The sequence below is a fragment of the Flavobacterium circumlabens genome (genome assembly GCF_004345565.1).
Taxonomy (GTDB): Bacteria; Bacteroidota; Bacteroidia; order Flavobacteriales; family Flavobacteriaceae; genus Flavobacterium; species Flavobacterium circumlabens.
The window spans coordinates 48,937-67,255 of record NZ_SLWA01000013.1 but is presented as its reverse complement, the minus strand read 5'-3'; the positions used below and the strand labels follow the sequence as shown (position 1 = coordinate 67,255).

Sequence of the window (18,319 nt, the reverse complement as noted above, 5' to 3'; positions counted from 1 at the left end):
AGCCCGGCTTTTAAAAAAAATTATGTTATTTTTTATCTGTTTGCATTTACAGCATCCTCAATAAATGGGTTAGCATCAATTTCAGCCTGAGGAATTTTTAAGAAAAATTTCTTGTCATCTGCCGTTAAACTACCGGCAGCTCCAATTCTGTGGTTACCCGTTCTGGTAATTCCTCTTCTTAAACGTTTCGCATCAAACCACTCTACGCCATTTTCAGCATAAAGTTCTTTTCTTCTTTCTACCAAAATCTCTTCTATCAGAGCAGCTCCGGTATTAGTCGATTTAACAGCATTTTCATCTCTGTCTAGTTGTAACGTGTAAAGTAAATCATGTGCTCCTGTAAAGTCATTTAATCTTGCTTTTGCCTCAGCTTCAATCAAAATCATTTCAGGAGATCTGATAATTACATTATCTCCTTCAAAAGAGAAAGTAAACTTATTCGTTATCCAATATCTATGATCATTCATATCTGTTATTGAAGCACTCTTTCTTGCGAAATAAGCTCTGACATCCGTAGCAGAAAACAAAGCTACAAAATCTCTATTAACATAAGTTGCATCATAAGGTCCTTTATGATCAATAAAAACGGCTGGTGCATTCCAGTAATAATTAGATTGGTCAGGTGTCTGTGCACTACCCCAAATCCATTCAACATTATCAATATCATCAAATCCGGAACGGTAGCTTTCTGCATCTAATACTGCTTCAGGATCACCTCCATAACAAGCAATTGCAGCATTTTTAGCACCTTCCCAGTTACCCATTACCTGATATACTTGCGCAAGGATTCCATTTGCAACATTTTTATTGATATATGATTTTCCTAATCTGTCTTCGGTTAATGCATCAACAGCGATTGTTAAATCATCTACAATTAACTTATATACTTCACCAACAGTAGACATTGGATTTCCAGTTGAAGAGGTCTCTGTATAAATAGGCGGTGCCGGAAAATTTATATCCGCAGAATAGGTTGGAGCAAATTCCATTACCAATTGATGATAGAAAAACCCTCTTAAGGCATGACCGTATGCAGCTAATTCTTTTTTATCCCCTTCAGATAATGCAGTACTTGCGTTAACACCGTTAATTAAAGTATTTGCCTGATTAATCATGTAGAAACAATAGTTCCAGGTAAACGTCGTTCTCCTGTAGGTTGGTTCACGATTATCATTCGCATAATCAAAACCAAACCAGTTGTCTGTTTCTATTAAGTCATTTCCTTTTACACTTCTTGCAAAGAACATAGAATTCAGACCCGCTGCATCCGTAGAGGTATACTGTCCTCTGAAACGTCTCATTATTCCGGAAATCAAAGCCTCTGTACCTTCTCGAGAGCCAAAAGCAATATCTGCAGAAACGGTATTAGTTGGTTTCGGTTCGTCTAGAAATTCATCACTACAACCCACTAGTATAAACAATGCCGTTATGGCAATGAAAAATTTTGAAATTAAAGTTTTCATATATATATTTTTAAAATTCAATATTAAGACCAAAAGAAATCACCCTAAGATTGTAAGATCTACTATCCGTAGTACCTCCAATATTTTGTTCAGGATCAATTCCTTTATGAGACTGGAACGTCAATAGATTATCACCTTGGAAATATAATCTCAATTTAGAAAGCTTCGTTTTGTCAAGGATACTTTGTGGAAAATTATATCCAAAATTTAATGCTTTAAGCCTAACATAATCATTTTTATACAAGAAACGAGTGGATTGACTATTAAAATCGTTGTTAGAAGCTAAGAATAAAGGAACGTTTGTAACATCCCCAGGCTTTTGCCAACGACCTTCAAGATCCTGACTACCCGCTCTACCAGGAGATTTGAAACCTTCCATTAAACTAGCATAACTGCTATCATACACATACGATCCAACACTAAAGTTAAACAAAATATTCATATCAAGATTTTTATATCTGAAATAGTTTGTAAAACCTCCTGTTACGTCCGGTAAAGATGATTTACCAACATAATATCTTGTAGCCTGAGCATATGTTTTGGTAGTTACTCTTTCGCCTGTTGGTTTTCCATCAGTTCCTAAGACATCTTTGTACCACATTCCATAACCTGTAGCCGGATCTACACCTGCCCAATCTTGTATGTAAAACTCATACAATGAACGACCAACTTCATATCTTTTTGTACCAACAATAATACTTGCCTGAGGCTGTTCTGTAATTTCATTTTTCTCAGTAGAAAAATTCAATCCAGTATTCCATACAAAGTTAGGTGTTTGAACATTTTTACTATTTAATGAAAATTCCCATCCTGAATTTTTAAGTGATCCTAAGTTCGTAATAACACTAGTATTTCCAGTTGAACCAGGTGTAGGCTTATTGTTAATTAAATCAATACTCTTTTTAGAATAATAATCTACTGTACCTGTTATTCTATTATTAAATAAACCAAAATCTACTCCAAAATCCATCGTAGCTGTTGTTTCCCAAGTAAGTAGTTTATCAACCGCACCTCCTAGTACAATCCCTGTATTAGTTAATTCATTCCAACCTGTTTCATAAGCTTGTTGTCCCGGAAAATAATTAGCATTACCAGTAGCAGTATATAGAGTTTTCTGATTTCCTAATTCTCCATAAGATGCTCTTAATTTTAATTCACTAAGAATTGTATTGTCTTTCAAAAAGCTTTCTTCTGATACTAACCAAGATCCTCCAACAGAATAAAAATCACCCCATCTAACATCCCTGTTAAATCTTGTAGAGCCATCTTTTCTATAAGAACCTTCAACGAAATATTTCTCTTTATAGTTATAAGCTAAACGTGCCAAATAACTAGATATTCTTTCTTCAGAAATAGATCCGGACACACTTGTTGGTGTTGTACTACCATCTAAAACTTGTACACCAGGTAAATATCCTTCTCCCTGAGCTCCCAAAGCATCTATTTTAAACTGATATGCTTCCTGGATTAAATCTGCTGATAAATTATGATCTCCAAACGATTTTTTATAGTTTAAACCATTAAAGAAATTGACAGAAGTAGTAATATCTCTATTCTGAGTAACCCTTCCCCCTACACTTGCAGCATTACCAAATTCGTTACTGGAATATTCAAAGTTGTCATATAAATATTTATCATAAGCTAAATTCGTTTTAAAAGTCAAATCTTTGGCTAATGTAAATTCTAAATATGCATTTGCAGTATAATTATCACGCTTATATCCTATTTTGTAGTTATATAGCGCCCCAAGAGCATTTTCAGTACTTAACTGAGGTCTGGTAGCATTTAATAATTGACCTGGTGCTCCTGATCCATAATCATATATAGTATTACCCTTGTCGTCGGTTACTAAATCACCAGCCCCATCTCTTCTGAAAGCCGGGTATATAGATGGAATTGTATAAATCCACTGTACTGCACTTTGAAAACTTGAACCGCTTTGTGTTGGAAAATTCTGATCTGATGTTGAATAAAACATTGTTACACCAGCTTTAAGCCACTCATTAACCTTCGTATCAATACTTAAACGAGTGGTCATACGTTCAAATTTTGAAGTCTTAACATTTCCTTCCTGAGACAAATAATTGGATGTAAAGAAATATCTTGTGTTATCACTACCTCCTGAAAGAGATAACGTATGCTCTTTTCTTACAGCAGCATCGTTCAATAATAAATCTTCCCAATTAGTATCCCATTTTTTATTGGTAGTAACTAAATTTCCATTGGCATCCACAGGTTGAGCAACTGTGTACGGATTATAACCTAATCTGGAAACTAAAGAGTTTGATGCATTTGTACCCGCAAGTGCCGGAGCTTGAAGATTAACATATTGGTTAGTATTTCTGATACCTTCCCATGTATATTTCATATAATCATCAGAGCCTAACAGCTCATGTAACTTAACTGCATTGTCAGCAAATCCAACTTGTGTGGTAAAAGTAACTCTAGGTGCAGAATTCAATTTTCCTCTTTTAGTTGTAATAAGAATTACTCCATTTGATCCTCTTGAACCATATAAAGCTGTTGAAGACGCATCTTTTAAAACACTGATTGTTTCAATTTGATCCGCACTTATTGCGTTTAAATTTCCACCAAAAGGAGCCCCATCCAAAACAACTAAAGGAGAAGTCGAAGCATTGATAGAACCAGTACCTCTAATACGAATTACAGGATTCTCACCCGGCTGTCCACCTGCAGCAATTACGCTTACCCCCGCAACACTACCCTGCAAAGCTGACAAAACACTTGTTGCTTGTTGAGTCTGAAGTACGTCTGAACCTATTGTAGCAATCGAACCAACAATTGCTTTTGCTTTTTGTTTACCATAAGCAACAACTACCACTTCATCTAACGTTTTTTGCGATTCATTTAATGTAACGCTTAATGTAGATGCCGTTCCAACTGTAGCAGTTAAATCTAACATACCTACGTAAGAGAATACAAGAACGTCACCTGTTTTGGCTTTAATAGAGTAACTTCCGTCAAAATCTGTTTGAGCACTGGTTTTTGCTCCCTTGACAACAACGTTTACTCCTGGAATAACTCCTGCATCACCAGAAACAACTCCGGTAATAACTCGTTCTTGTGCAAAAGAAAACTGCACAGACAACACTACTAAGAGTGTATAGATCCATTGTAATTTTAATTTCATTTGAATTTATTTTGAATTAGTATCTAGCAAACTTCTTAATTATTTCTTAAAATAACAAACATTTTCTAGCCTTAAAGTTATTTTTTTTTAATGTAAGCTTAACACTTGATTAATAATTACTGCCTTTCCCTCCCCAAACATATGATATTCATAAAAAAATACCCAAAAAAATATATTTTTTACACTAACAAATTTAACACATTTTAACACTTAAGTCGCTTAATTATTTATGACAAAAAAAAAGAAACTACATTTTACAAAAAACTCAAAATATGGGCACGATTTTAAAATATTGACAAAAACAACACTGTTTTGAAAAGTATTCTGATATTTGTCGTTATAATCACTCCATCAAAGTTATGCTTGAAAGAAATTTCTCAGGATTTGTTTTTGAAACTGGTACAGATGAAGCCGGAAGAGGCTGTTTGGCAGGCCCCGTAACCGCTGCGGCCGTCATTTTACCTCCTGATTTCAGCAATGAATTTTTAAATGACAGTAAACAATTGTCCGAAAAGGTCAGAGAAAAATTAAAACCAATTATAGAACATCATGCCGTTTGTTTTGCCGTTACGCATTTGCATCCGAATGAAATTGATGAAATCAATATCCTAAACGCGTCCATGAAGGGAATGCACGAATGTATCCTGAAATTAAATCAGATTCCTGAATTTATTATTGTTGATGGCAATCGTGCTATAAATGCCAAACTGGGCCTGAAAAATACTTTTGGAAAACAATTTTCTGCAATAGAGATAGAATTATTAAAGTCTATTCCGAGCCAGAGTATCATAAAAGGGGATTCTAAATTCCTGAGTATTGCCGCGGCTTCTGTTTTAGCAAAAACCTATCGCGACGAATACATGGATCAAATTCACGAAGAATTCCCGATGTACAACTGGAAAAAAAACAAAGGTTATCCGACCAAAGAACATCGTGAAGCCATTAAAAAATATGGGCCTACCAAATACCATCGAATGAGTTTCAGGCTGCTTCCCGAGCAACTGAGCTTAGACCTTTAAAAAACAAAAAGACTTATCGAAGGGATAAGTCTTTTTGTTTGGTAACAATAAAAAAAAGCACATCAAGCTGCGAATGCTTTAACTGCTTTTATTATCTTTTACTTTTCAGGAATTCAGCAAATTGTTTTGTATCGAAATAAAAGGATCTGATTGCCGTAATTTTTCCGTTTTTCAAATCAAGATGTTCCGAAATCGGCATTGAAAGTGTTTTTCCTGATTTTTTTGATTTGCACTTCAGGGTAAAATAAATAATTATTTCATTTTTGGAAGAATCGCTAAAATAAACAGGGTCCTTCTCTATTTGCATCTCAAAAAATTCAGCCGATTTGGCATACATTTTAGTCCATTCCTCAAAACCTGTATACGTTCCTCCATAAGGCAGTCCTTCCGCCTGGTTATAAATAGCACCTTGTTCAATTAAGGTTGCCATTGCTGTAAAATCCCTGGTTTTAAAGAGACATTCGTAATATTTTTCGACAACTTTCAAATTATCAGTTTCAAGATTTTTTAAAATATCCGATTCCGATAAAGTGGCTTCCGGATTCCAAAAACCAATTATTTTACTTACCTGACCTTTGCCATTTAACCGGGCAAAATCACGACCGGACATTATAAGTTTATTTTTTGAATCCAAAATTTTCCAGTCCCAGCTTACATAATTGTCCTTTACAACTTTTACACCTGATGTTACTACAGCATCCGGGAACTTTTTATAAAATTCATTTATCACATTATTCAATGCAACTGCCCCTTTTATAGAGGCAGAAGGGTCTTCAAAAGTACTGTCGTCCAGCCAGATTGTTTTTATAATTTTCAACCTTGCATCGCTATTTTGCTCTTGCCACGCTTTTTCATAAACCACAATCGGATTTAATTTATCTTTCTTTTGAGCAAAAAGACTATTAAGCATAAAAAGAAAATAAAGGAAGTAGATTTTTCTCATAAGTCATCAGTTTATTTAGTTAAGCTTGAATTAAAGTACCAATCCAAATTTAACATAAAAAAACCACAAAATGATAACATGGGCGTAATTTGCCAACCACTCAGAGCCCTGCCTCTAAACAATTCATCTTGTATTTTTTTTTCAAAATATCATTTCATCCAAAAAAAGAGACCTGATCATTGCATTTAAAAGCTACTTCAATCTGATCTTTCCAATCTTCAATAGACTCAGCAGAAGCTCTGTCTGCTTTATCGAAATAAAAATGCTGTTGAATTTCTAAGCCGCAATACTTAAAAATACCGGTATCTGAAGTCAAAGCCAAAGCTTTATCCATTCCGCTAGCTTCATATTCTGCATTAGATTTTCCGTGGGAGTTTACAATGATTGCTTTTTTTCCTGTCAGTAAACCTTTTTGAATTCCCTGATCGTATCGGTATGCAAATCCGTAACTAAAAACGCGGTCGATATAACCTTTTATAATAGCCGGCATTCCGGTCCACCAAATCGGATACACAAAAATAATCCGGTCTGCCCAGGCAATAAAATCCTGTTCTGTTTTTACTTCATCAGCCACTTTCCCTATTCGTTGTCCACTCATGTCATTTAAAGAAAGAACCGGATTAAAATTGATCTGATACAAATCACGAACCTCAATTTCCTGATTCGATTCCTGAAGACTTTCAACAATAGTTTGTTTAAAAAAATGATTTAAACTAGCTGAATTTGGGTGTGCATAAATGATTAAATTTTTCATGTTTTTATGTTTTAAAGATTAACAGGACAAATGTAAAACACAGGTTTAAGGCACAATTGTAAGAAAACGAAATACAGAATCCTCCAAAACAAAAAAATCCCTGTCGAAATGATCAGGGATTTTTTTTGAAATTCTAATTTATTAAAAATTTGTTGCAATTGTCATCGCTTTCCACGCTTCCAGGTCAGCTTCAACTTCTTCAATTTTAGCATTTGCCATATTGTAGGCATCTTCACCTAAGAACAAATGCAGTGGCGGATTTTTTTCTTTGCTGATCTGAATTAAAGCCGCAACCGCTTTCTCAGGATCTCCCGGCTGATTTCCATTGATTTCATTTTGATGCGTTAAAACAGACTGACGCGCTTCTTCATAATCTGCAATCGGATTTTTAGGCAATCCCATAGAATCCGAAGACAGGAAACTGGTTCTGAAATAACCTGGATAAACCAACGTTACATTTACTCCGAAAGCTTTTGCCTCTGCTTTTAAACCTTCCGTCAGACCGGAAACGGCAAATTTAGTAGAACAGTAAATTCCCCAACCCGGAAAACCTCCGTGATATCCTCCAATAGAAGAAATATTGAAGAAATGACCTGATCTGTTGGCTCTGAAATATGGCATTGTGTTTCGGATAACATTTAGCAAACCGAAAACATTAACATCAAAATTTTGTCTTGCTTCTTCATCAGAAAGTTCTTCCAATGTACCGATCTGTCCATAACCTGCGTTGTTTACCACAACGTCTATTGTTTTAAAATGACTAATTGTTCTGGCAACCGCCGCGTGAACACTGCTTTCTGTAACCAGATCCATTTCTAAAGGCAAAAACTGGTCTGATGCTGCGCTAACTTCTTTAATTAATGAATTGATATCTCTTGAAGTTGCAGCGACTCTAAAACCTTCTCTTAATAATTTCTGAACTAAGATTAAACCCAAACCTTTTGAGGCTCCTGTTACAAACCATACTTTTTTAGTTTCCATAATTTATATTGTTTTAATTACAAGGCAAAATTAGGCCGGAAGTACAGGTCAGGGATAACGAAATTCAAACCATTACTTACAAAATTCAAACAGTCCGGAATTGTCGGGGTGTAAGCTGAATATTCTTTTTGAAAAAATTATTAAAATGCGTCGGCTCTTCAAATCCTAAGCTATAGGCAATTTCAGCAATATTCCAATCGGTGTGTTTCAAAAGAATTTTGGCTTCCTGTAAAAGACGTTCCGCAATAACTTCTGAAGTGGTTTTTTGAGTGGTTTCTTTTAAAGCCCGATTTAAATGATTCACATGAATCGTTAATTGATTGGCAAAATCTGCTGCTGAACGCAATGTAAAACGCTGTCTTGAATTTTCAATAGGAAACTGTCTTTCCAACAATTCCAGAAACAAGGACGAAATTCGATTTGAAGCATTAGAATGCTGGTTGACGGAAAGATTAGCAGGCTGCATTTTCATCGCACTGTGAATCAATTCAAAAACCAGATTACGTAACACATCGTATTTATAAGCATAATCAGAATTGATTTCTTCTATCATCTGCCTGTAAATCAATTTGATTTTCTCTGTTTGTTCAGTGTCGATCGAATAAATAAAACTCCCGTTTGGTTTAAAAACCGGATATTCTTTCAAATTCCCGAACTGATGGAAAAAAGCTTCCGTAAAAACACAGAAAAAACCGGTCTGGTGTTCTTCTAACTGTTCCCAATTATACGGAATCTGCGGGTTGGCAAAGAACAAGGCATGCTCCTCGATCTCCACAATCTTATCGGCATAATGAACTCTGTTTTTACCAATAATCAAACTGATTTTAAAATAATCCTTACGGCTGTACGGAATTGGTTTTGCACTGCAGCCCATAAAATCATCCAACACAAATACATTAAAATGTCCGATTTCTTTTTTAAGGTTATCGGGCATAAAATTGAGTTTGCTGCGATAAAAATCTTCTATAGTTTCTGTCTTCTCCATTTCACAAAGTTACAAAATTCAAACAAACTAAAAATCTTTAGCCATACAGATATCTTGTTGGAATTTAAGAAATTTTACAGGAGACAAATTCATATAATATTTAAAATCATGGATAAGCTGGCTCTGGTCGTAATAACCACAATCGGCTACAATGGTGAGCCAATCTGTTTTTGCATCGGTCTGCGTATTTTTCTGGATTTGCTCAACAGCTTTTAAAAAGCGCTCATAACGATTCACTTCTTTAATGGTGTAACCAAAAAATTTCTTTTGGTTGAGCTGAATATTCCTTTCTGTCTGATTGGTTCTGGAAGCAATTGCTTTGATCGGATTTAAGCTTTCATCCTTAAAATCAGCCAAAAGTGCCGTGATAGTATTTTGCTCTTTTAAATAAGGTTTACAAAAATCCAGGATGTAATTTACGCGATCCCTGGTGTCCGGAATTATTTTTAATTCTTCCCATAAAGCACTAAAACAATTTTCAGCAAGCAGAGCGTCCGGATGAATCGGCAAAGAATGTGTTAAAAGGGCGTTTCCAAAAAACCTGTAGAAGGCATCTTCTTTAAAATTAGCCACCAGAATTTCAGAATTGGGTTCTAAAGTATAGTCAAAAGCCTGTTTTATTGGACCTAAAACAAGACATTTTTCAGCCTGAAGGACATGATTTTGTTGTGATTTTAAAGATACATTTCCTCCAAAAGTAAAGACCAGTATGGTCTGAAAACTGGGCAATAACGTTTTTACTACAGAAGAATCCGTTTTATTTTCAGCAAAATAGAAATGAGAAAAAACAGATTCAAATTCTGAAGGAACAGCAATTCTGTAATTGTTATTTTCTTCAGAATTTTTCATTCTTTTCTTTTAAATATATTATTCCTGAATAAATTCAGCTTCAAATAAACGGGTAAGGTGTTTCAGAATTTTGGCTTTCACTTCTTCTTCATCCACTTTTTCTACGCCTAATTCTACTTGCAAAGAGGTAACCGCTTTTCCACGAATTCCACAGGGTATGATATTATCAAAATAACCTAAATCTACGTTAACATTTAAGGCAAATCCATGCATGGTTACCCAGCGTGAAGCACGCACACCAAGTGCACAAATTTTTCTCGCAAATGGAGTTCCGACCCCCAGCCACACTCCGGTTTCTCCTTCGCTTCGGCCACATTCCAAACCATATTCCTTCAATGTCAGAATAATAGCTTCTTCCAGAAAACGCAAATATTTATGAATATCGGTAAAGAAGTTTTCCAAATCTAAAATCGGATACCCTACAATTTGCCCGGGGCCGTGATACGTAATGTCACCACCGCGATTGATTTTATAAAAAGTCGCTCCTTTGGCTTCGAGTTGTTTTTCGTTTAAAAGCAAGTTTTCCAAATCACCGCTTTTACCTAAAGTATAAACATGCGGATGCTCTACAAACAGCAAATAATTGGGTGTTGGCAAATCGAGTTCTTCTCTTCTGTTTTTTATTTTTAAGTCGACAATATCCTTGAAAAGTTCTTCCTGATATTCCCAGGTCGATTTATAATCTTTATTTCCTAAATCCTGAAGTTGAATTTTTTTATTCATTTTTATTATTTTTCAAACTCTACTTCAAAGTTGAGTTTGTCAGGATTCTCCATATAATCCGTAAAAGGGTATTGAATTGTAATTGTTTTTCGGTCTTCACTAAACAAAGCGTCCGGATTAGATACCTTTTTAATCTTTTTCGGGAAATGATATTTCAGGATGTAATTGGAAGAGGAAAAAATCATTTTAGACATATCCGCTGTCGTATCTTTTGCTTTTGCAGCCATTTTTTGCTGATCAATTACTGCTGTACGGGTAAATTTCTTTCCGTTGTAGGTATAACTTAGCTTGCTGTTATTATTGCCAAAATTACTTCCAAAAGGACTTGCAGCAGCACTTGCGCCCTGCTCTAATTTCTGAAAAGCACTTAGTGTCTGCAAGATATCCTGCAATTCATTTACGTTTTTAAAATCTGTAGAAAGTGTCATTAAAAACTCTTTCTTTTCACTGCTCATTTTAGTGTGAACTACAAAGTTTTCTATTTTTTTAAGTTCCTTTTGGGCTTCCGGGGAAAGCTTGGCGATACTGTCTTTTTTTGCTGCAAATAATTGTTTGAAGGTAAACGTAGAATCAATATCCTTTTTTGCTTCAGCTCCCATTTGACTTCCAATTTGGTCACCGGCCATTGCCATTAGAGAAGAACCGTCCATATCTACAGAGAATTTCCCGGCTCCGTTATCGTTTACATAAATATTTTCTGTGAAAGTACAGCTTGTAAGTGCTGCGAATAAAAAAGAAAAAGTAAGTAATTTATATAATTTCATCGTGGTTTATTTTTCCCAAAGATACGAAGAGTATTTTTAATTGTTTCGCTACTTTATTCCAAAACTATTTCCAGACTTGTACTTTCAGGATTTTGCAGACAGTCTGAAAGTTGAAATTCTACCACAACTGATTTTTTATCTGAACTTATTACTCCTTTTGGATTTGAAACTGATTTTATTTTTCCGGAAAAATGATACTTTAACGTATAAAGCTGCGTCAGTTTTAACGAAGCATATTTGGGATCAATCTTTTTAAATTCCTCTTTTGCTTTTTGTAATTCAGTTTCATTTGTAATAGAGACCAGACGCTTAAAAACTTTCCCTTCAAAAGCATAAGCAACTTTATAATAATGATTTTCTGCTGTTAAAGCATAGTTGTATTTGATATCATCAGCATAATTCTCGGTTTTATACAAATCCGGAACTTCTGAAATTTTATTGAAGTTCAGCGAAAACACGTCCCGAAATTCTTTTTCGAATGAACTCTTCTTAAGATGTACTTTCACATTGGAATATTGCTGAAATAACTTTTGTTCTTCGGGTGTATATTTTACGAATGTTTCGTTGTATTTTTTGATATACTCACTAAAAATGTAAGTGGTATCCTGAAATTTTTCTTCTTTGGAATAATTCTCACCTGCCAGTTGCATATAACTGTTTTCGTCGCGAAAAGTAACGACTTCAATGGTTCCGCTTCCGTCTGCGTTTAGATGAATCGTTTCGGTAATCTGACAGCTTGTTAGCAGAATTACTAGTATTAGTATTGAATTGTATTTCATTTTTCCTGAAAGGTTCTGAGGTTTTGAATGGCTAAGATAATGAGGTTTTTGCTTAATTTCTTACAAACTATTTTTTAAACACATATCGGTAACCATCCCAACCAAAACGTCTTTTAAAAACTAAAATTTCCTCAATAGTCCCGATAGAAACGGTATCCTTTTTTTGCTTTTTCTACAAAAAAAGATATATAGTCCCGATAGCTATCGGGACGGGACAAAAGGCGATTTAAATACGATAAAATACTGCTGCAAAAAATCTAAAATCTGCATTCTGAAATCTACATTCTTTTGTTTATCTTTGCACACTTAAAAAACAGTATATAATGGCCTTATCTGAACAAGAAATCATTCGAAGAGAGAAACTTCAAAACTTACGCAACTTAGGAATCAATCCTTATCCGGCTAATCTTTTTCCTGTAAATCATACTTCTAAGCAAATTAAGGAGTCTTTCGAAGAAGGTAAGAAGGTGATCGTTGCCGGACGTTTGATGAGTGTGAGAGATCAGGGGAAAGCCTGTTTTGCTGAATTACAGGATAGCGAAGGCCGTATTCAATTGTACGTGAATCGTGATGTTTTGTGTGAAGGTGACGACAAAACTTTATACAATCAGGTTTTTAAAAAATTAACCGATTTAGGCGACTTTATTGGTATTGAAGGTGAATTGTTTACTACAAAAGTGGGTGCACAATGTATTCGCGTGGACGGATTTACTTTTTTAAGCAAAACGTTACGCCCGCTTCCTTTACCAAAAGTAGATGAGGACGGAAATATACACGATGCCTTTAACGATCCTGAGTTACGTTACAGAATGCGCTATGTAGATTTAACGGTTAATCCACAAGTAAAGGAAAACTTCATCAAACGTACGAAGTTGTACACTGCTATGCGTGGCTATTTTAATGATGCAGGATATCTTGAAGTGGAAACTCCGGTTTTACAGTCAATTCCCGGTGGAGCTGCGGCGAGACCTTTTACTACGCATCATAACTCGCTTGATATTCCGCTTTACATGCGTATTGCCAACGAATTGTACTTAAAAAGATTAATTGTTGGTGGTTTTGAAGGTGTTTATGAGTTCTCTAAAAACTTTAGAAATGAAGGAATGGACAGAACGCATAATCCTGAATTTACCGCCATGGAAATATATGTAGCCTACAAAGACTACAACTGGATGATGGAATTTGCAGAAGGTTTGCTTGAACATTGTGCTATTGCCGTAAACGGAACCAGCGAAGCTACTTTTGGTGAGCATCAAATCAACTTTAAAGCACCTTATGCCCGCGTAACAATGACGGATTCTATTAAACATTTTACCGGATTTGATATTTCGGGTAAAACAGAAGAGGAATTGTTTGACGCAGCAAGAGGAATGGGAATTGACGTTGATAAAACAATGGGGAAAGGAAAATTGATTGATGAAATTTTTGGTGCGAAATGCGAAGGAAATTATATTCAGCCTACTTTCATTACCGATTACCCTAAAGAAATGTCACCGTTATGTAAAGAACACCGCGATAATCCGGAGCTTACAGAGCGTTTTGAATTAATGGTTTGTGGAAAAGAAATCGCAAATGCGTATTCTGAACTGAACGATCCAATTGATCAGCGTGAGCGTTTTGAAGACCAGATGCGTCTGGCTGAAAAAGGTGATGATGAAGCAAATGGTATAATCGACGAAGATTTCCTGAGAGCGCTTGAATATGGTATGCCGCCAACTTCCGGAATGGGAATTGGAATGGACCGTCTGATTATGTATTTAACCAATAACGCTTCTATTCAGGAAGTTTTATTGTTCCCGCAAATGCGTCCGGAGAAAAAACAAGCTCAGATTGAATTGTCTGATGAAGAAAAATTTATTGTAGATTTATTGAAAGGAAATGAAAATAAAATGGATCTTCAGCAATTAAAAATTACTGCTAATTTAAGCGGTAAAAAATGGGATGCATCAATGAAAAACTTATCTAAACACGGTTTAACTAAAGTGGCTGTTGAAGGTGAGTTTAAATTTGTGGAATTGGTGGAGTAAATGAATTTCAAATATAATAGTAATAAAAAGAGCTTCAAATTTGAAGCTCTTTTTTTATGTTTTTTGTTTTTCTAAATAAATTACTAATTCATCGACATTAGTAAAAGGATTTAAATTAAAAATTTCCACGCCTTCATTATTTTGAATAACCGCTAATCTGCTTTTTTCAGCATTAGATTTTGCATCTCCTATTTTGTCTTTCAAAATTGAATAATGTTTAAAATTATTTTTCTCATAATTCTCCATTCCTATACATTTTTTCAATTCTCTTTCTAAATCAGCTTCAGAAGAAAAGGCCTTAGTTGAATTTTTATAATGCAGTAAATACCAACCCTCAAAACATATACTTGAAAAAATTACAGTTATACTTTTAGTTTTAGCCAATTTAAAAGCTTCATCTCTTTTAGACTGATTATCATGATCAAAAACAACAAATATTTCTTCAAAGCCATCTCGTTTAGCCTTTTTTATAGCTTCTTCAACAACACCTTTGCAATCAACTTTATTACTTTGAAAAACATTTACAGCAATAGTTTTTGGCAAACCTAAATCTTCTTTTAAAGCATTGAAATAATTCTTCTCAGTCAATCCTTCACATAGAATCAGAACTTTTGATTTAAGTTGTCGTTCCTTAAAATTATTTTGAGGTCTTTTAGCCATAATTATGATTTTATATAATCTATTAATTCATGTCTAAAAGTTTCTTTTGCTATATTCGGAACTGCACCTAACCTTCCTTCAATATACCATTTTTCGAAATTCCCTTCTCTAATTCCTTTGATATCTGACACTGTATATAATTCTGTTTCTCCTTTTGAATTTTTTTCAACTAAATTGATTTGATCTCTTCGTAAATTATTTTCAGGACTTAATAAAGTGGTGTCATGAGTCGCAAATATAAACTGCGCACCTTTTTTACTAACTTCAGGATCATTAAATAAACTCAAAATATATTGAGCAATTTCAGGATGTAAGCTCCTTTCAAATTCATCAACAATTAAAATATGTCCTCCGAATAAAACATGTAATACAAACGGAATAAATGCTATGACTCTTTGTGTTCCTGACGACTCATCTTCAAAATCAAATTCAATTTTTTCATTTTTATCATTCAAATGAAAAGTTTTAACTATATCTTCTTTTTCTTCAAAATCTACAACTTGAGTATCAAATTTTTTAATTAATGATTTTGATAATTTCAATATTTCTCCCCAAGCATCTAAATTTTTAAACATAATTTTACTATACATTCTATTAAATCTATCAGAATGCAATCTATCTGTTGTAAGAATAATCATTGAAACAAATTTTTGAAAAACATCTTTTGCAATTTCAACATTTTCAATTGCAGCTTTACTTAGAAATAACTGATTTTCAGTTGTACGTTGTTTGATATTCTCAAAAATCCCTTCATAACCATTTCCTTTAATAAATTCCTGCCCATTCCTTACAAACACCTTAACTTTCAATCCTTTAGGATAGAAAAAAAGAGATTCTCTAATAACTTCCTTTCGAAAAACTTCAATAGAATAAGTATACAAGACATTTTCAACTAATAAATCTATTGAAAAAAAAGAAGGCTTTTGTAAGCACTCCTTATCCAATCTGAATGGTTCATATAAATCAATTGCTTCATTAGGTTTATTATCCGTTGATTTTATAACAAAATATACAAACTCATTCAAAGCTTTTATAATATTGCTCTTTCCACTTGCATTTGGGCCATAAATAGCTGCGGAAGTTAAAGCATAATAATCTTTATTTTTTGTTGCTTGAATATTTGTCGTCTTGATTACGTTTGTAGGATTTTTTAAATCGCTAGGTATCATAGACAATTCGACCATTTCATTTATGGAACGAAAATTAGCAACTCTAAAGCTTAACAACATCACTTAAGGATTTAATTTGTGAATATTATGCAAATATACACTTTATTTAAGTCCACAATACGAAATTAAAGCTTAATTCTGTAAATTAATTAAAACGAATACGTTTCCAATTTCTTTCCTTGAATATCCAAAACCTTCGTGCTTTCTTTCGTAATATCTCCTTTCCATATTTCCTGAACAGATGGATTTGAAGGATACTTGCCGTTCTTTATTTTTATAAGATGAAATTTCCCTCCAGTCTCAAATATAAGATCATAAAATTTTTCAGTTGCTGAAGTGGTTACATAAATCGGGAAATCAGTTACGGTAAACTTATTGATTACACTTCCGTTATTATTGAGAATATAGCCTGAACAACCTCCGCTTCCGCAGAAATAAGGATTTGAGAAACCTACGAAATATTCGTCTTTTTTATCATTGTTTAAATCAAAAGCATCATAATAAAAAAACCGGTCGTCTTTGGTCATTGCCGGCAAATCTTTCTGCAATAAGACATTTAATTGTTTTCGAATCACCTCGACTGCTTTATCTTCTTTTGGAGGAGCATCACTGACATCAGCAGTTCCCGCAGCTGTCTTGGACAAGGTGTCTTCCGCAATTGTTTTTATTATGCTTTGCTCGTCTTTTTTATCCTTGTTTTGGCATGAAATAATTCCCAGAATCACAAATGCCATTAAAATTGTATTTTTCATAATTTCCTGTTTTAAATTCCCAACATTATGTTTGTTAAATCCGACAGGTTTTAAAAACTGTCGGGTTTGTAATCGTTACAGGTTTTTAGACCAGCAACGCCGCTTTATTCTCGATGTCATTTTGAGTCAATAATGATTTTATATTATTGAAAGTAACCAGGGCAATCTGTGTTAAAGCTTCATTGGTAAAAAAAGCCTGATGGGCCGTAACCAAAACATTCGGAAAACTCATCAGACGCTGAATGGCATCATCCTGAATAATGTCTGCTGAAAGATCTCTGAAGAACAGTTTTTCTTCCTGCTCGTACACATCAATTCCGAGATAACCAATTTTGCCTTCTTTTAATCCTTCAATTACAGCAGCCGTTTCGATCAGTCCTCCTCTGCTGGTATTGATAATCATAACGTGGTCTTTCATCAAAGCAATTGATTCTTCCTTAATTACGTGCTTCGTTTGCTCGTTTAACGGACAATGCAGTGAAATGATATCGCTTTCTTTGAAAACATTATTTAAGGTAGTAAAAACAACACCGTCTTTTTCCATTTCAAGATTGGTTACAATGTCATACGCCAATACTTTGCATCCAAATCCTAAAGCGATTTTAGCAAAAGCTTTCCCGATATTGCCTGTTCCGATGATTCCGATTGTTTTTCCGTATAAATCAAAGCCCAATAATCCGTTTAACGAGAAGTTCTGTTCCCGGACTCTGTTATAGGCTTTATGCGTTTTTCTGTTTAAGGTCAAAATCATGGCCATAGCATGTTCTGCAACTGCCTGAGGCGAATAGGCGGGAACACGGCAAACTTTAAGATTGTATTTTTTAGCAGCTTCTAAATCAACATTATTAAAACCGGCACAACGCAAAGCTATAATCTTTACGTTTTTTTCGGCCAATTGTTTGATTACAGCTTCGTTGACAATATCGTTTACAAAAACGCATACAATACTATACTCCTGAATTAAAGTGACAGTCTGCGGATTGAGCTGTGTTTCGAAAAAGTCCAATTCGAAACCAAACTCATTGTATTGGTTAAAAAAAGTTTTATCGTAAGGCTGTGTTGAAAAAAAAGCAATTTTATTTTCATTTAATGATGCTGCTGAATTCATATATTGTAAGTTTTTATTTGCATTTATAATTTCTTAAATTTAAGGATTAATTCTGAATCTTATCCTAACAAAAATCAGTTAATACCTTAATTAATGATTTTCAACGCGTTAAAAATTTCATAATTACTACTAATCGATTAAACCTAAGGGATTTTACAAAGTCTAACTGACATAAACTTAAAAAACAAAATC

The 18,319-nt window shown here is 34.3% G+C and carries 16 protein-coding genes; 2 read left to right on the top strand and 14 right to left on the bottom strand.

Annotation, left to right across the window (positions count from 1 at the left end):
- Nucleotides 1-32: 32 nt before the first annotated feature.
- Both EV142_RS22635 and EV142_RS22630 read right to left on the bottom strand, forming a co-directional pair.
- Nucleotides 33-1,463 carry a RagB/SusD family nutrient uptake outer membrane protein gene (locus EV142_RS22635; RefSeq protein WP_132038176.1) on the bottom strand — a complete coding sequence of 477 codons (1,431 nt, stop codon included), beginning with the start codon at nt 1,461-1,463 and terminating at the stop codon, nt 33-35.
- A 10-nt stretch (nt 1,464-1,473) separates the two neighbouring features.
- Nucleotides 1,474-4,614, bottom strand: coding sequence for a SusC/RagA family TonB-linked outer membrane protein (locus EV142_RS22630; RefSeq protein WP_132038175.1), 3,141 nt, complete (start codon nt 4,612-4,614; stop codon nt 1,474-1,476).
- Nucleotides 4,615-4,973: 359 nt separating this feature from the next.
- Between EV142_RS22630 and EV142_RS22625 the strand changes: the two genes are divergently transcribed.
- A complete protein-coding gene (locus EV142_RS22625) occupies nt 4,974-5,633 on the top strand; it encodes a ribonuclease HII (protein ID WP_132038174.1) in 660 nt (219 codons plus the stop codon).
- Between the two features lie 91 nt (nt 5,634-5,724).
- Here EV142_RS22625 and EV142_RS22620 read toward each other — a convergent pair whose 3' ends face one another.
- The 8 genes from EV142_RS22620 to EV142_RS22585 all read right to left on the bottom strand — a co-directional run bounded on the left by EV142_RS22620 (nt 5,725) and on the right by EV142_RS22585 (nt 12,411).
- Entirely contained in the window at nt 5,725-6,576 is an 852-nt protein-coding gene (locus EV142_RS22620) for a nuclear transport factor 2 family protein (RefSeq protein WP_132038173.1), read from the bottom strand.
- Between the two features lie 154 nt (nt 6,577-6,730).
- The gene (locus EV142_RS22615) at nt 6,731-7,330 is read right to left on the bottom strand and encodes an NAD(P)H-dependent oxidoreductase (protein ID WP_132038172.1); all 600 of its coding nucleotides are present in this window, start codon (nt 7,328-7,330) and stop codon (nt 6,731-6,733) included.
- Between the two features lie 141 nt (nt 7,331-7,471).
- The gene (locus EV142_RS22610; RefSeq protein ID WP_132038171.1) at nt 7,472-8,311 is read right to left on the bottom strand and encodes an SDR family NAD(P)-dependent oxidoreductase; all 840 of its coding nucleotides are present in this window, start codon (nt 8,309-8,311) and stop codon (nt 7,472-7,474) included.
- Between the two features lie 85 nt (nt 8,312-8,396).
- Nucleotides 8,397-9,296, bottom strand: a complete 900-nt coding sequence (locus tag EV142_RS22605; protein WP_132038170.1) for a helix-turn-helix domain-containing protein — start codon at nt 9,294-9,296, stop codon at nt 8,397-8,399.
- Between the two features lie 27 nt (nt 9,297-9,323).
- A complete protein-coding gene (locus tag EV142_RS22600) occupies nt 9,324-10,145 on the bottom strand; it encodes an AraC family transcriptional regulator (RefSeq protein ID WP_132038169.1) in 822 nt (273 codons plus the stop codon).
- An 18-nt stretch (nt 10,146-10,163) separates the two neighbouring features.
- Nucleotides 10,164-10,868 (bottom strand): lipoyl(octanoyl) transferase LipB, encoded by a 705-nt coding sequence (gene lipB, locus EV142_RS22595; protein ID WP_132038168.1) that lies wholly within the window; start codon nt 10,866-10,868, stop codon nt 10,164-10,166.
- A 5-nt stretch (nt 10,869-10,873) separates the two neighbouring features.
- Nucleotides 10,874-11,632, bottom strand: a complete 759-nt coding sequence (locus tag EV142_RS22590) for a hypothetical protein (RefSeq protein WP_132038167.1) — start codon at nt 11,630-11,632, stop codon at nt 10,874-10,876.
- Nucleotides 11,633-11,685: 53 nt separating this feature from the next.
- Nucleotides 11,686-12,411, bottom strand: a complete 726-nt coding sequence (locus EV142_RS22585) for a hypothetical protein (protein WP_132038166.1) — start codon at nt 12,409-12,411, stop codon at nt 11,686-11,688.
- A gap of 323 nt (nt 12,412-12,734) precedes the next feature.
- Between EV142_RS22585 and lysS the strand changes: the two genes are divergently transcribed.
- Nucleotides 12,735-14,438 (top strand): lysine--tRNA ligase, encoded by a 1,704-nt coding sequence (gene lysS, locus EV142_RS22580; RefSeq protein WP_132038165.1) that lies wholly within the window; start codon nt 12,735-12,737, stop codon nt 14,436-14,438.
- Nucleotides 14,439-14,492: 54 nt separating this feature from the next.
- Here the strand turns inward: lysS and EV142_RS22575 are convergent, their stop codons facing one another.
- From EV142_RS22575 to EV142_RS22560, 4 genes are all read right to left on the bottom strand, one after another.
- Nucleotides 14,493-15,098 carry an RloB family protein gene (locus tag EV142_RS22575; protein WP_132038164.1) on the bottom strand — a complete coding sequence of 202 codons (606 nt, stop codon included), beginning with the start codon at nt 15,096-15,098 and terminating at the stop codon, nt 14,493-14,495.
- Between the two features lie 2 nt (nt 15,099-15,100).
- The gene (locus EV142_RS22570) at nt 15,101-16,267 is read right to left on the bottom strand and encodes an AAA family ATPase (RefSeq protein ID WP_238698786.1); all 1,167 of its coding nucleotides are present in this window, start codon (nt 16,265-16,267) and stop codon (nt 15,101-15,103) included.
- Nucleotides 16,268-16,416: 149 nt separating this feature from the next.
- On the bottom strand, nt 16,417-17,019 hold the full coding sequence (locus EV142_RS22565; protein ID WP_132038162.1) for a hypothetical protein: 603 nt from the start codon (nt 17,017-17,019) through the stop codon (nt 16,417-16,419).
- A gap of 85 nt (nt 17,020-17,104) precedes the next feature.
- Nucleotides 17,105-18,127 carry a 2-hydroxyacid dehydrogenase gene (locus EV142_RS22560; protein WP_132038161.1) on the bottom strand — a complete coding sequence of 341 codons (1,023 nt, stop codon included), beginning with the start codon at nt 18,125-18,127 and terminating at the stop codon, nt 17,105-17,107.
- Nucleotides 18,128-18,319 lie beyond the last annotated feature (192 nt).

What these genes read in the sequence shown, in the direction of transcription:
- EV142_RS22635 (WP_132038176.1), bottom strand. Translation starts at nt 1,463, where the DNA reads ATGAAAACTTTAATTTCAAAATTTTTCATTGCCATAACGGCATTGTTT.
- EV142_RS22630 (WP_132038175.1), bottom strand. Translation starts at nt 4,614, where the DNA reads ATGAAATTAAAATTACAATGGATCTATACACTCTTAGTAGTGTTGTCT.
- EV142_RS22625 (WP_132038174.1), top strand. Translation starts at nt 4,974, where the DNA reads ATGCTTGAAAGAAATTTCTCAGGATTTGTTTTTGAAACTGGTACAGAT.
- EV142_RS22620 (WP_132038173.1), bottom strand. Translation starts at nt 6,576, where the DNA reads ATGAGAAAAATCTACTTCCTTTATTTTCTTTTTATGCTTAATAGTCTT.
- EV142_RS22615 (WP_132038172.1), bottom strand. Translation starts at nt 7,330, where the DNA reads ATGAAAAATTTAATCATTTATGCACACCCAAATTCAGCTAGTTTAAAT.
- EV142_RS22610 (WP_132038171.1), bottom strand. Translation starts at nt 8,311, where the DNA reads ATGGAAACTAAAAAAGTATGGTTTGTAACAGGAGCCTCAAAAGGTTTG.
- EV142_RS22605 (WP_132038170.1), bottom strand. Translation starts at nt 9,296, where the DNA reads ATGGAGAAGACAGAAACTATAGAAGATTTTTATCGCAGCAAACTCAAT.
- EV142_RS22600 (WP_132038169.1), bottom strand. Translation starts at nt 10,145, where the DNA reads ATGAAAAATTCTGAAGAAAATAACAATTACAGAATTGCTGTTCCTTCA.
- lipB (WP_132038168.1), bottom strand. Translation starts at nt 10,868, where the DNA reads ATGAATAAAAAAATTCAACTTCAGGATTTAGGAAATAAAGATTATAAA.
- EV142_RS22590 (WP_132038167.1), bottom strand. Translation starts at nt 11,632, where the DNA reads ATGAAATTATATAAATTACTTACTTTTTCTTTTTTATTCGCAGCACTT.
- EV142_RS22585 (WP_132038166.1), bottom strand. Translation starts at nt 12,411, where the DNA reads ATGAAATACAATTCAATACTAATACTAGTAATTCTGCTAACAAGCTGT.
- lysS (WP_132038165.1), top strand. Translation starts at nt 12,735, where the DNA reads ATGGCCTTATCTGAACAAGAAATCATTCGAAGAGAGAAACTTCAAAAC.
- EV142_RS22575 (WP_132038164.1), bottom strand. Translation starts at nt 15,098, where the DNA reads ATGGCTAAAAGACCTCAAAATAATTTTAAGGAACGACAACTTAAATCA.
- EV142_RS22570 (WP_238698786.1), bottom strand. Translation starts at nt 16,267, where the DNA reads ATGATACCTAGCGATTTAAAAAATCCTACAAACGTAATCAAGACGACA.
- EV142_RS22565 (WP_132038162.1), bottom strand. Translation starts at nt 17,019, where the DNA reads ATGAAAAATACAATTTTAATGGCATTTGTGATTCTGGGAATTATTTCA.
- EV142_RS22560 (WP_132038161.1), bottom strand. Translation starts at nt 18,127, where the DNA reads ATGAATTCAGCAGCATCATTAAATGAAAATAAAATTGCTTTTTTTTCA.